The 13045-nt window shown below is 70.8% G+C and carries 12 protein-coding genes; 6 read left to right on the top strand and 6 right to left on the bottom strand.

The window, feature by feature from the left end; translation table 11 throughout:
• Positions 1–4: 4 nt before the first annotated feature.
• From ACF08M_RS16780 to ACF08M_RS16770, 3 genes are read right to left on the bottom strand one after another with little or no spacing between them, the layout of a single operon-like run.
• Positions 5–490: a nuclear transport factor 2 family protein gene (locus ACF08M_RS16780; RefSeq protein WP_392186005.1), complete on the bottom strand. Its 486-nt coding sequence runs from the start codon at positions 488–490 to the stop codon at positions 5–7.
• Entirely contained in the window at positions 487–1347 is an 861-nt protein-coding gene (folP, locus tag ACF08M_RS16775; RefSeq protein ID WP_392186004.1) for a dihydropteroate synthase, read from the bottom strand. The genes ACF08M_RS16780 and folP overlap by 4 nt, the downstream gene beginning before the upstream one ends.
• Before the next feature lie 30 nt (positions 1348–1377).
• On the bottom strand, positions 1378–3219 hold the full coding sequence (locus ACF08M_RS16770) for a phosphatidylglycerol lysyltransferase domain-containing protein (RefSeq protein WP_392186003.1): 1842 nt from the start codon (positions 3217–3219) through the stop codon (positions 1378–1380).
• A gap of 141 nt (positions 3220–3360) precedes the next feature.
• On the opposite strand from ACF08M_RS16770, the gene ACF08M_RS16765 reads away from it, so the two are divergent.
• Positions 3361–4482, top strand: coding sequence for an alpha/beta hydrolase (locus ACF08M_RS16765; RefSeq protein ID WP_392186002.1), 1122 nt, complete (start codon positions 3361–3363; stop codon positions 4480–4482).
• A 57-nt stretch (positions 4483–4539) separates the two neighbouring features.
• Here ACF08M_RS16765 and ACF08M_RS16760 read toward each other — a convergent pair whose 3' ends face one another.
• Positions 4540–5733 (bottom strand): betaine/proline/choline family ABC transporter ATP-binding protein, encoded by a 1194-nt coding sequence (locus tag ACF08M_RS16760; protein WP_392186001.1) that lies wholly within the window; start codon positions 5731–5733, stop codon positions 4540–4542.
• A 129-nt stretch (positions 5734–5862) separates the two neighbouring features.
• On the opposite strand from ACF08M_RS16760, the gene ACF08M_RS16755 reads away from it, so the two are divergent.
• The 4 genes from ACF08M_RS16755 (at position 5863) to ACF08M_RS16740 (ending at position 9467) form a co-directional block, all read left to right on the top strand.
• Positions 5863–6594, top strand: a complete 732-nt coding sequence (locus tag ACF08M_RS16755; RefSeq protein ID WP_392186000.1) for an ABC transporter permease — start codon at positions 5863–5865, stop codon at positions 6592–6594.
• Positions 6595–6597: 3 nt separating this feature from the next.
• The gene (locus tag ACF08M_RS16750) at positions 6598–7275 is read left to right on the top strand and encodes an ABC transporter permease (RefSeq protein WP_392185999.1); all 678 of its coding nucleotides are present in this window, start codon (positions 6598–6600) and stop codon (positions 7273–7275) included.
• 127 nt (positions 7276–7402) lie between these two features.
• Positions 7403–8383: an ABC transporter substrate-binding protein gene (locus tag ACF08M_RS16745; protein ID WP_392185998.1), complete on the top strand. Its 981-nt coding sequence runs from the start codon at positions 7403–7405 to the stop codon at positions 8381–8383.
• Between the two features lie 94 nt (positions 8384–8477).
• Positions 8478–9467, top strand: a complete 990-nt coding sequence (locus tag ACF08M_RS16740) for a hypothetical protein (RefSeq protein WP_392185997.1) — start codon at positions 8478–8480, stop codon at positions 9465–9467.
• A 49-nt stretch (positions 9468–9516) separates the two neighbouring features.
• Here ACF08M_RS16740 and ACF08M_RS16735 read toward each other — a convergent pair whose 3' ends face one another.
• Both ACF08M_RS16735 and ACF08M_RS16730 read right to left on the bottom strand, forming a co-directional pair.
• On the bottom strand, positions 9517–10659 hold the full coding sequence (locus tag ACF08M_RS16735; RefSeq protein WP_392185996.1) for an NADH-quinone oxidoreductase subunit D: 1143 nt from the start codon (positions 10657–10659) through the stop codon (positions 9517–9519).
• A gap of 72 nt (positions 10660–10731) precedes the next feature.
• Positions 10732–11700, bottom strand: coding sequence for an SAM-dependent methyltransferase (locus tag ACF08M_RS16730; RefSeq protein ID WP_392185995.1), 969 nt, complete (start codon positions 11698–11700; stop codon positions 10732–10734).
• A gap of 96 nt (positions 11701–11796) precedes the next feature.
• On the opposite strand from ACF08M_RS16730, the gene ACF08M_RS16725 reads away from it, so the two are divergent.
• On the top strand, positions 11797–12999 hold the full coding sequence (locus ACF08M_RS16725) for a sensor histidine kinase (RefSeq protein ID WP_392185994.1): 1203 nt from the start codon (positions 11797–11799) through the stop codon (positions 12997–12999).
• Positions 13000–13045 lie beyond the last annotated feature (46 nt).

Here is a 13045-nt window from a genome sequence, read left to right as displayed (position 1 = left end):
GGGGTCAGGAGGCGGTCTCTTCGTCGTCCTCGTTGTCGGACTCGGACTCGGTGAGGACGGGCGAGCCGTGGTGGGACCAGAGTTTCCAGCCGTCCGGGGTGCGCCGGAAGACATTGGTGGCCACGACGAGCTGGCCGACCAGTGGCCCGAGTGCGTTGCCGTCCTCCGCGGGACCGCCGCTGAGGATGTTCTCGGTGCAGGTCACCACGGCCGTGTCGCCGGTCATCGAGACCCCGACATCGGTCAGGAAGAACTGGATGTACTCGGTGTTCGCCATGATCAGGGCGTAACTCCGCAGCACCTCGCCGCGTCCGGTGAGCACCGGCCAGCCGGGGTGGACGCAGGAGACGGTGAGGTCCTCGCCGGGCAGCCAGAGCCCGGAGAGCTCCTCGAAGTCGCCCCGCTCCATCGCCTCGTAGAAGGCGGTGTTGGCCTGTTCGACGGCCGCGATGTCGGCTGCAGCCTCCGCGTGCTCGTCGCGCCCGCTCACGCGGCTCCCTCGACGGCGCGCGCGACCCGCACGGCGTCGGCCGTGGCCCGGACCTCGTGGACCCGTACGGCCCAGGCGCCGGCGTGGGCGGAGAGCGCGGAGATCGCCGCGGTGGCGGCGTCGCGTTCGCGGGCGGGTGGTGGCGCCGCGCCCTCGCCGGCCAGCACATGGCCGAGGAAGCGCTTGCGGGAGGCGGCGACCAGCAGCGGGCGGCCCAGGGCGCGGAGCGCGTCGAGGTGGGCGACCAGGGCGAGGTCGTGGCCGGCGTCCTTGGCGAAGCCGAGACCGGGGTCGATCACGATCCGTTCCGGGGCGACACCGCCCGCGATCACGGCGTCCATCCGCTCCCGGAGCTCCGCGACGACCTCGGTGACGACGTCCTCGTACACCGCCCGGCTGTTCATGGACTCGCTGAAGCCGCGCCAGTGCATCACGACGAACGGTGCGCCGGCCGCCGCGACGACGCCGATCATGTCCGGGTCGGCGAGGCCGCCGCTCACATCGTTGACCAGGGCGGCCCCGGCAGCGACCGACTCCTCGGCGACCCGGGCCCGCATGGTGTCGACGGAGACCGCGACCCCTTCGGCCGCCAGCCCCCGGACCACCGGGACCACTCGCCGCAGCTCCTCCGACGCGTCCACCCGGCTGGCGCCGGGGCGGGTCGACTCGCCGCCGACGTCGATCAGGTCGGCGCCCTCGGCGACCAGGTCGAGGCCGTGCTTGATCGCGGCCGTGGTGTCGAACCAGCGGCCCCCGTCGGAGAAGGAGTCCGGGGTCACATTGACGACACCCATGACCGCACAGCGGTCCCACTCCGGCAGGCCCTGGACCGTGCCTCGTCCACGCAACGTACTCATGCGACCAGCGTAGGCCCGTACGGCGTGCTGCTACGCCGCGCGGGCGTGGTGTTCCTGGCCCGGCGCCGGGGTGTGGGCGCAGGGACGGGCCTTGCGGCGCGGGAACCGGCGGGCGAACGGACGGGGCAGCGCGAGGTTCACGAAACCCTCCGCCTGCATGGCCGCGAGGGAGATGCGGGGCAGGTCGCCGGCGGCGCGGTAGACCACGAAACGGGGCTCCCAGCGGGGCCGGAACTTGGCGTTGAACTTGTACAGCGACTCGATCTGGAACCAGCGCGACAGAAAGATCAGCAGCCCGCGCCAGGTCCGCAGCACCGGTCCCGCGCCGAGCTTCTCACCGCGGGCGAGCGCCGAGCGGAACATCGCGAAGTTCAGTGAGACACGCGCGACGGAGAGCCGGGGGGACGCCTGGAGGGCGGCGACGATCAGCAGCTCGTTCATGCCCGGGTCGGCGGAGCGGTCGCGGCGCATCAGGTCGAGGGACATGCCGTCGTCGCCCCACGGGACGAAGTGGAGCACGGCCTTCAGGTCGCCGTACGGGGAGTCGGCGGCGTGCTCGTCGGCCTTGTGGGCGGTGGCGACGACGCAGTCCCCGTCGGCCGGGTCGCCGATCCGGCCGAGTGCCATGGAGAAGCCGCGCTCGGTGTCGGTGCCGCGCCAGTCGTCGGCGGCGAGCCGGATGCGGTCCAGTTCGGCCTCGTCGATGTCGCGGACTCGCCGGACCCGGGTCTCGTAGCCAAGACGTTCAATGCGCTTCACCATCTGGCGTACGTTGCGCATCGCCCGCCCGGCGAGCGAGAAATCCGCGACATCCACCACCGCCTCGTCGCCCAGTTCCAGTGCGTCGAGTCCGGTCTCGCGGGTCCAGACCTCGCCGCCGGTCTCGCTGCAGCCCATCACCGCGGGGGTCCAGGAGTGGGCCTTGGCCTCGTCCATGAAGTGCTCGATGGCGCCGGGCCAGGCCTCCACGTCACCGATCGGGTCGCCGCTCGCCAGCATCACCCCGGACACGACGCGGTAACAGACGGCTGCCTTGCCGCTGGGGGAGAAGACGACGGCCTTGTCGCGGCGGAGCGCGAAGTGGCCGAGCGAGTCGCGGCCGCCGTGCTTCTCCAGCAGGGCGCGCAGCCGGGCCTCGTCGTCCTCGGTGAGGCGGGCGGCCGGGTGCTCGGGGCGGAAGGCGAAGTAGATGGTGGTGACGGCGGTCAGCAGACCGAGGGCGCCGAGCGAGTACCCCACGGTCCAGGAGGTGTCTCCGGCGTACTCGACGGGGCCCTCGAAGCCGAACAGCCCGTACAGCACGTGCTGGAGACGGTCGGCGATGCTGGGGTTCCCGACGACGCGGCCGGGGTGGACGCTGACGATGATCAGGCCCAGTCCCAGCGAACCCGCGCCGAGGAGCACGAAGTTGGCCAGGGCGCGCCAGCGGCTCCTGGGGTCGGGGAGCGCGGCGAATTGACCGCGGTGACGGACCAGCAGCAGGCAGAGCGCGAGCGAGACGAGCGCGCCGGTGACCGAGTGCCGGTAGGCGAACTGTGCCAGCGCGCCGGCCGGCAGCAGGAGGACGGTCGCCCGCCAGGCGCGCCGCTTGTTCCGCTTGAGACCGTGGGCGAGGAGCAGCAGCAGGACGCCCGCGCTCAGGGAGAGGGCGGCGGCGAACGGTCCCAGGGCGCCGGGGAGCACCTCGGCGAGGGTGTGCATCCGGCTGTGCCGGAAGCGCGGGAAGACGCCCGCGGCGACATCGATCAGACCGACGACGGCGCAGGCGGTACCGACCAGCGTCGGTACGGATTCGGGGCGCGGGCCGCGTACGAACTTACGTACGGGACTCGGAACCGATCCGGATTTATCCCCATCTAGCGTGACAGACATCGCTTCCCGTGGTTCCGCGAGAGATTACCTGAGTCCTTCGGCCGAGGGCCTTCCGGACGATGTGCGACTTGTAGGACGAGGCTTCCGCAGCGGGGGTTCACCCGTGAACCGGAAATTTCCAGACAAGAAAGCTCACCCCCCATGGGTCTTACCAGCAGGATGTTCTTGGCGCTGGCCATCGCGCTGGCTGTGGTCTTCTTCGCCGCCACGGTCTGGCTCTGGCCGCGGCTGGCCCGGCGCAGCGCGTCCGCGGTGTTCGGCAGGGTCGGTCTGCTGCTGGCGACTCAGCTGACGATCTTCGTATCCGTCGCTCTGGTGGCCAACAACTCCTTCCTCTTCTACGGATCCTGGGCCGACCTGTTCGGGCAGAAGCAGGAGCTGGGCGTGGTCACGGACCACGCGGGCGGAGCCGCGGACGCCAGGAACATCGTCAGGGTCGGGACGCAGCGGCCGGAGGGGGCGCACAGTGCGCAGCCGGCGAGGGGCGGCCGGATAGACAAGGTCGTGATCTCGGGGCGGCAGTCGAAGATAGAGAGCTCGGCGTACGTGTACCTGCCGCCGGAGTACTTCCAGCCGGCGTTCGCCCGCCGGAAGTTTCCCGCGGTGGTCGTCCTCACCGGCTACCCGGGCGTTTCGGAGAATCTTCTGAAGGGCCTTCGGTACCCGCGGACGGCGTACGACCGGGTGAAGGCCGGCCGGTCGCAGCCGATGATCCTGGTGATGCTGCGGCCGACGGTGGCGCCGCCGCGGGACACCGAGTGCGTGGACGTGAAGGGCGGGCCGCAGACCGAGACGTTCTTCGCCGAAGACCTGCCGCGGGCGGTCTCGGACATGTACCGGGTCGGTGCGCAGGCTCGCAACTGGGGCATCATGGGCAATTCGACCGGAGGCTACTGTGCGCTGAAGATCGGGCTCCACCACCCGGACCGGTTCGCCGCGAGTGCCGGGCTCTCCGCGTACTACAAGGCGGCCGAGGACCCGACGACCGGCGACCTCTTCCACGGCGACCAGCGCGCGCGTGACCGCTCCAATCTGATGTGGAGCCTGGACAATCTGCCGCAGCGCGATTCGTCCTTCCTGGTCACGACCTCCAAGCAGGGCGAGGGGAACTACCGCTCCACGATGCGGTTCATCGACAAGGTGAAGCCGCCCGCCCAGGTCTCGTCGATCGTGCTCGACAGCGGCGGGCACAACTTCAACACCTGGCGGCGGGAGATTCCTTCGGCGCTGGACTGGATGAGCAGCCGCCTCAGCGAGAACTGAGCCGTGCCCGGTCCCGGTTCCCGGCCCCGCCGGGACCGGGACCGGGTTGTTTCCGGTTCACCGTGCGGCGGACTTGGCGAAGCTGTCCACGGTCTCGACGTCCACCTCGGCCCGTGGGATGTCCTGGGCGTCCGCGTCGATGGAGCGGCGCAGTGCCTCATGGAGCCGGGCCGGGGTCAGTACGCCGAGGAAGCGGCCGGTGCTCTCCTTGTCGATGACGGCGATCCAGCCGGCGTCGTGCTGGAGCATGGTGGCGAACGCCTGCTTGAGCGGGGCGCCGACGGGCAGCCACGCCTCCATCCTGCGGGCGTGGGCGCGCACGGTGTCGTCGGTGCCGGTTCCGGCGGCGGCTCTGTCGGCCGGGATCCAGCCGTGCAGATTGTCCTCGCGGTCCAGGACGACGGCCCAGCGCGCTCCTTCGGCCCGCAGCCGCTCGGTGGCCCTCGCCAGGGAGTCGTCGAGGTGGACGACCGGAGGCTGGTCGAGGTCGCCCTCCTCGATGGGGGTCACGGAGAGCCGTTTGAGGCCGCGGTCGGCGCCCACGAAGTCCGCGACGTAGGGGGTGGCGGGCGCGCCGAGCACGGTCGCCGGGGAGTCGAACTGCTCGATGGAGCCCTGCCCGTAGACGGCGATGCGGTCACCGAGCCGGACCGCCTCCTCAATGTCGTGCGTGACGAACAACACGGTTTTACGGACCTGTTCCTGGAGTTTCAGGAATTCGTTCTGCAGCCGTTCACGTACGACCGGGTCGACCGCGCCGAAAGGCTCGTCCATCAGCAGCACCGGCGGGTCGGCGGCCAGCGCCCTTGCCACGCCCACTCGTTGGCGCTGACCACCGGAGAGCTGTTCCGGATAGCGGTCGCCATAAACGGAAGGATCGAGTCCGACCAGGTCGAGGAGTTCTGCCGCGCGCTCGCGGCCCTTTCCCCGCTTCCAGCCGAGGAGATGGGGAACGGTCGCGGTGTTTTCCAGGATCGTACGGTGCGGGAAGAGGCCCACCTGCTGGATCACATAGCCGATGCGGCGGCGCAGTCGGACGGGGTCGATGGCGGATATGTCGTCCCCGTCGAGGAATATCCGGCCCTCCGTCGGTTCGATCAGCCGGTTCACCATCTTCATGGTGGTCGTCTTGCCGCAGCCCGACGGTCCGACGAGCGTGACCAGTTCACCCTCGGCAACTTCGAAGGAAAGATCGTCGACGGCGGTGGTGCCGTCCGCGTACCGCTTGGTGACGTGCTCGAAACGGATCATGGTTCCCCATTGTCGCGCGTGTTCTGTGAAGGACATGTTGCTGGAATACAACGGCCGCGGCGATTGTCAGTGGCCGGGGATAGGGTCGTCGGACACCGGTACGAGCGGAAATCGGGAGGTGGGGGACGGATGGCTGCCGCACAAAACTGCATGGTGACGAACGACTGGATCTGCGGGGAGTATCTCCGTTCCCGGAGCCAGGAGTTGACCGATGCGACGGTCCAGCACATCTGGATCACCGTGGTCTCGGTGCTGATCGGGCTCGCCGTGGCCTTTCCGCTGGCGCTGCTCGCCCGCCGCGGCCCTCGCCTCGCCGGACCGGTGCTCGGGCTGACGACGGTGCTCTACACCGTGCCGTCCCTCGCGATGTTCTCGCTGCTGCTGCCGCTGTTCGGCCTTTCCGCGGCGCTGGTCGTCACCGGCCTGGTGCTGTATTCGCTGACCATTCTCGTACGGAACGTCCTGGCGGGCCTCGAAGCCGTTCCGCAGGAGGCGAAGGAAGCCGCCAAGGGGATGGGATACGGGCCGGCCCGGCTGCTCTGGGAGGTCGAGCTCCCGCTGGCGATGCCCGCGTTGATGGCCGGTGTGCGGATCGCCACGGTCTCGACGATCGCGCTGACGACGGTCGGTTCGATCATCGGCCGGGGCGGCCTGGGCAACCTCATAGCGGATGCCCTGCCCAGCTTCTTCAAGGCCCAGGTGCTCGCCGCCTCGGTCCTGTGCGTACTGCTCGCGGTCGTCGCCGATCTGCTGCTGCTGGGCCTCCAGCGGCTGTTGACCCCCTGGACCCGCATACGCACGACCGACACGACGGACATGGGCGGGGCCGCGGACGCGGGCGCGACGGCGAAGGCGGTCTGAACCATGGGAGTTCTCGGCGGGGCCTGGGCCTGGCTCATCGACGGCGCCAACTGGGCGGGGGAGGGCGGGGCGGCCCACCGGCTCGCCGAGCACCTGTACGTCAGCGGTGTCGCGCTCGCTCTGGCCTGCGCGATCGCGTTGCCGCTCGCCCTGTACCTCGGGCACATCGGGAAGGGGGGCGCGCTGGCCGTCAACATCTCCAATGTGGGGCGGGCGGTCCCGGTCTTCGCGGTGCTGGCCCTCTTCATGGTGTCGCCGCTGCGCAACGCCGGATATGTGCCGACGATCACCGCGCTGGTGCTGTTCGCCGTGCCGCCGCTGCTCACCAACGCCTATGTCGGGATGACGGAGGTCGACCGGGCGGTGGCCGAGGCGGCGCGGGGCATGGGGATGTCCGGGGGCCAGCTCTTCGTACGGGTCGAACTTCCGCTCGCCTACCCGATGATCATGACCGGGCTGCGTTCGGCCGCGGTCCAGGTGGTCGCCACGGCGACGATCGCCGCGATGGTCGGACAGGGCGGCCTCGGCCGGATCATCACCGCCGGCTTCAACACGTACAACACACCCCAGGTGGTCGCGGGGGCGCTGCTGGTCGCCGTGCTGGCCCTGCTGGTGGAGGCGGTGCTGGTGGGCCTGGACCGGCTGCTGTCTCCACTGCGTCGGCGCCGCGGGACGGCATGACGGTCACCAACCGTCAGTCATGGCCGTCCGTCGGGCGCGCGCGCCGCGTGCGCCCCTCGCCGCGTCGCTCTCCCGGCCCCTCGATCTCATCTCGAACAACCCCTGTTGCTGTGGACGGAGACAACTCATGAGCAAGACCTCGCGAATAGCGGGCGCGGTCATCGGCATGGTCGCGCTGGCCGGCTCGCTCGCCGCCTGCGGCGGCGACAGCCTGGAGAAGGACAAGGGGGGCTCGGCGTCCTCCGGCGGCGGCTCCGGGAAGAAGGGGCCGCTCGTCGTCGGCGCGGCGTCCTTCACCGAGTCCAAGGTGCTCGCGGAGCTGTACGCACAGGTCCTGGGCGACGCCGGATACAGCGCCTCGGTCACCACGGTGGCCAACCGTGAACTGTACGAACCGTCCCTGGAGAAGGGCGAGATCGATGTCGTCCCCGAATATGCCGCGACGATCGCCGAATTCCTCAACGCCAAGGTGAACGGCGGGAAGCAGGCCGAGAAGAAGCCGGTCGCCTCCAGTGACACGGCCGCCACGTTCGCTGCGCTGGAGAAGCTCGCCACGCCGCGCGGACTGAAGGTGCTCCCGGCCGGCGCGGCCGTCGATCAGAACGCCTTCGCGGTGACCAAGGAATTCGCTGCCGAGAACAAGCTCAAGACGCTTTCGGATCTCGGCAGCTCGAAGGCCGAAGTGAAGATCGCGGCAGGTGACGAGTGCGAGGTGCGGCCGTTCTGCGCACCGGGCCTGAAGAAGACGTACGGCGTCAATGTCACCGGAATCGACCCCAAGGGAGTTGGTACGCCGCAGTCCAAGCAGGCCGTCAAGGACGGCAAGGACCAACTGGTCCTCACCACCACCACGGACGCGGTGCTGGACAGCTATGGCCTGGTGTTCCTGGAGGACGACAAGAAGCTTCAGAACGCGGACAACGTTCTGCCGGTCGTCAATGCCAAGGATGCGGGTTCCCAGGACATTGCCGACGCGCTCGGCAAGCTCACCAAGGCCCTCACCACCGAGGATCTGGCGGAACTGAACCGTAAGGTCGACGCCGAGCGCGCAAAGCCCGCCGATGCGGCCAAGGACTATCTGCAGTCGAAGGGCCTCATCAAGAAGTAGGTATCGGGGGGATTGGGGGCCGTCAGGTAACCGGCCGGGAACAGATTGGCGGGCGGCTCCCCAAGTTCCTCCTACACACGGTAAATTTCAGGCCATGCCACGTGGACGTCATCGCCATTCGCCACCGCTGCACAGAATCCTTCCTCCTTCGGCCGTCGTCGGGGTGTCGGTTCTCTGTGCCGGAGGCGCCTGGCTGCTCGCCGAGCCCCTGGTCCTGCGCGGTCTGACGGCCGCCGCGGCGGCCGCCGCCGTGACCGGTGCGTATCTGATGCGCCGCTGGGACCGGGAAGCGGGCCGTCATATCGCGGAGCTGACACGCGCTCACGCCGGTGACGCATGGCGGGCCGAGGAGCGCACGGCCGAGCTGGAGGCCGATCTGGAGGAGTCGCGGGAGCTGCGCGCCCGGCTGGAGGCGAAGCTGCGCCGCAAGCGCGTGGAGCTGGCCAACCTGCGCGGGGAGCACGCCGCGCTGCTGCGGCGGTACGCCAACGCCGAGACCGAGCGGGCCAGCGCGCTGGAGGGCCGCAGGCAGCTCGCGCTCGAAGCCGCCGCGCCCCGGGAACTGCCCGCGGCGCGCAGCACACTGACGCCGGCCGCCTATCTGCGTGCCGCCCAGGCGCTGGAGGACCTGTCGCGCAACGGGACCCTCCAGGAGGCGCGCCGTACCGCCGAGCAGGCCAGGAAGCGGGAACGCGCGGAGCGGGCCGGGGAGGCGGAGGAAGGGCAGGGGAAGCACACGGCGGCCGCGGACGCGTCCGGGGCGCAGCACCTCCGCCCGACGACCGCCCTTCCGGCGTCCCGGCCGTCCGCCGGGCCGGCCGCCGGCCCGGTCGCTCCGTACCCGGCGTCCCGCCGCCATCCGGTGCCGCAGGGCAGCTTCGACTTCTTCGGTACGCAGAAGGCGCGCGCCGCGATCGAGTCCGTGCAGAACGAGGACCTCGCGGACGTGGTCGGCGAGGAGGCACTGGCCGCGCACCGCACGGGCACGGCCGGGAACCGGGCCGTCGGCAAGGTCATCGACCTGACCGCGCACGACGAGACCGAGCCGCTCGATGCGGTGGAGCTGCGCACCGCGATCTCGTAGCGGAGCGGGCGACCGCTGCGTGTCGATGCCGCCTGCGTGTCGGTGCCGCCTACTTGTCGATGTCGCCGACGACGAAGAAGAGCGATCCCAGGATCGCCACCATGTCGGCGACGAGTGTGCCGGGCAGCAGCTCGGTGAGCGCCTGGATGTTGTTGTACGAAGCGGAGCGGAGCTTCAGCCGGTACGGGGTCTTCTCGCCCTTGGACACCAGGTAGTAGCCGTTGATGCCGAGCGGGTTCTCGGTCCAGGCGTAGGTGTGGCCCTCGGGGGCCTTCAGCACCTTGGGCAGCCGCTGGTTGATCGGACCGGGCGCCAGGCCGGCCATCCGGTCCAGGCAGGCGTCCGCCAGATCCAGGGCATTGTGCGTCTGCTCCAGCAGGCATTCGAAGCGGGCCAGGCAGTCGCCCTCGGTACGGGTGACGACCTCAAGGGTGTCCTGGAGCTCCCCGTACGCGAGATACGGTTCGTCGCGCCGCAGATCGAAGTCGACGCCCGAGGCGCGGGCGATCGGTCCGGACACCCCGTAGGCGTGCACGGTCTTCGCGGACAGCACGCCGACACCGCGGGTACGGCCCCGGAAGATCTCGTTGCCGAGCACCAGGTCGTCGTACACGTCCATCCGGGACCGGACGGAGGCGATGGCGTCCCGGGCGCGGCCGAGCCAGCCCGCGGGGAGGTCCTCCTTGAGGCCGCCGACCCGGTTGAACATGTAGTGCATCCGGCCGCCCGAGACCTCCTCCATCACGGCCTGGAGCTCTTCGCGCTCCCGGAAGGCGTAGAACACCGGGGTGATCCCGCCGAGTTCGAGCGGGTACGAGCCGAGGAACATCAGGTGGTTCAGGACCCGGTTCAGCTCGGCGAGCAGGGTGCGCGTCCAGACCGCGCGCTCCGGGACCTCCATGCCGAGCATGCGCTCCACGGCCATCACGACGCCCAGCTCGTTGGAGAACGCCGACAGCCAGTCGTGGCGGTTGGCGAGCATCACGATCTGCCGGTAGTCACGTGCCTCGAACAGCTTCTCCGCGCCCCGGTGCATATAGCCGATGACCGGTTCGGCGTGCTGGATGCGTTCGCCGTCGAGGACGATGCGCAGACGGAGCACGCCGTGGGTGGAGGGGTGCTGGGGGCCGATGTTGAGCACCATGTCGGTGCTCTCCGCCGCGCCGCCGATGCCGACTGTCGTCTCCGTCATACGGCCAGTATTCCCTGAGCGACCGGGGTGCCGTCCCGGGCCCCGGACACCGGATGCGGCGGGGCCGGGGTTTCAGGCTCTCCGGTGCATCAGCCAGCCGAAGTCGCCCAGGCCGCCCCGGGCCGTCAGCTCCGCCGCCTCGCCCGCCGAGGCGAGGGCCCGTACGTAGCCGGCCGGGTCGGTCGAGGCCAGGGACAGGGGCGGGCGCCCGCCGTCGATGCCGAGGGCGTGCAGCGCCTCGCGCTGGGTCAGCACCGTGCCGGCCCCGGCCGCGGCCGCGCACGCGTCCAGGGCCACGTGCGAGGTGAGGTCGCAGCTGCCGTCCGGCACCGGCCGCACCTCGCGTCCGGACCGGAAGCCGGTCAGCGTGCCGAAGGGGGGCCGCGCCTCCCGCGCATGGGCGTAGTCCACCGCTACCGCGAGCCCCCCGGCCAGCGTGGACACCGCTCGTGCCCAGGCATCGTCGCGCGGGCGGCCGATCTCCGCGCGGCTGCCCGGTCCGGCCGACGGCCACCAGCGGCGCAGCCACTCGGCGTCGGCGCCGGTCACCGGCTCGCCCAGTCGTTCCGTACCGTCCGCCGTCCGCACGAGGACGTACCGGTCCGTGCCGTCCGCGTCGGTCTCGGCGACCTCGGTCGGGACGTTGTCCAGCCATTCGTTGGCGAACAGCAGACCGCGCGTCCCCGACGGCGGTTCGGCACACCACTCGATCCGGGGGTCCAGGCCGGCCGGGCGGTCGGCGAGCTCCACGGCGCACGCCCGTACGGCGAGATCGCCGCCGCCCACGGCCGGCAGCGCCGCCAGCACCCCCGTCAGCAGTTCGCCCCGCCCCGCCCCGAGGTCGACCAGGTCGACCGAGTCGGTGCCCAGCTCCCGCGCCGTTTTGACCAGCAGCCGGGCGATGGCGGAGGCGAACAGCGGGGACGCGTGGACGGAGGTGCGGAAGTGGCCCGCCGGCCCTTCCGGGCTCCGGTAGAACCCCCCGTCTCCGTACAAAGCGGTCTCTGTCGCCGCCTGCCACCCACGCCACTCATCCGTCACGTTCCCAAGTCTCCACCTTGGGGAGTACGGTCCCTGGAACTGGATCGGCCCTTCGGCTGACCCGGGCACCTCCCGCCTTTCCCTACGCTGGGTTACGTGCAGCGCCTCTACGACTTCATCCGCAGACACCCGACGGGCGTCGACAGTTTCTGGGCTGTCTTCCTCCTCGGGCTCTCCGGCCTGTCCATGGTGGCGACCGCGGACGGCCGGGGTGAGCGGCTGGCCGCCGCGCCGATCGTCCTCGGCCTCTGCACCGTCGTCGCCTTGCGCCGGCGCGCGCCGGAGAAGATGCTGCTGCTCGCCGTCGCGATGGGCGCCGCGCAGCTGGTGTTCGGGGTCCTGCCCGGTGTCGCGGACTTCGCGATGCTGGTGATCGTCTTCACCGTGGCCGCCGTCGGGGAGCGCTGGGCGTCCTGGCTCGCGCTGGTCTGCGCCCTGGGCGCGGCCGGACTCTCCCAGCTGCGCTGGCCGTCGGAGGTGCCGGAGACCGGCGTGCTCCAGCAGGTCTTCATCGGCATCGTGATGACCGTGCCGTTCGTGCTGGCCTGGGTGCTCGGCGACTCGATGCGGACCCGGCGCGCCTACTTCAGCCAGCTGGAGGAGCGCGCGGCCCGGCTGGAGCGGGAGCGCGAGGCGCAGTCGAAGGTCGCGGTGGCCGCCGAGCGGGCCCGTATCGCCCGCGAACTCCACGACGTCGTCGCGCACAACGTCTCGGTGATGGTGGTGCAGGCCGACGGCGCGGCGTACGTCATGGACGCGGCCCCCGACCAGGCCCGGCAGGCGCTGGAGACCATCTCCAGTACCGGCAGGCAGGCCCTCGCCGAGATGCGGCGGCTGCTCGGGGTGCTGCGGACCGGCGATGCCCAGGAGAGCGGGGAGTACGTCCCGCAGCCCGACGTCGAGCAGATCGAGGATCTCGTCGAGCAGGTCAGGCAGACCGGGCTGGCCGTCGACTTCAAGGTCGAGGGCACGCCCCGGCCGCTGCCCAGCGGGGTCGAGCTGACCGCGTACCGCATCGTGCAGGAGGCCCTGACCAACACCCGCAAGCACGGCGGCCCGGACGCCGGGGCCAGTGTGCGGCTGGTCTACTTCGACGACGGGCTCGGGCTGCTGGTCGAGGACGACGGACGGGGCGCGGCACACGAGCTGTACGAGGACGGCGGCGCCGACGGCGCGGGCCACGGAATGATCGGCATGCGTGAGCGGGTCGGCATGGTCGGCGGCACGCTGGATGCCGGGCCGCGGCCCGGCGGCGGGTTCCGGATCAGCGCGCTGCTGCCGCTCAAGCCGGCCCACTAGAGACGTGTTGGCCAGGACGCAATGACGCAATGCGGTACAGAGACGC

Source organism: Streptomyces sp. NPDC015032, assembly GCF_043080425.1.
Classification (GTDB): Bacteria; Actinomycetota; Actinomycetes; order Streptomycetales; family Streptomycetaceae; genus Streptomyces.
Note: the sequence above shows the minus strand (reverse complement) of the source record. Positions and strands in the feature narration are given on the sequence as shown.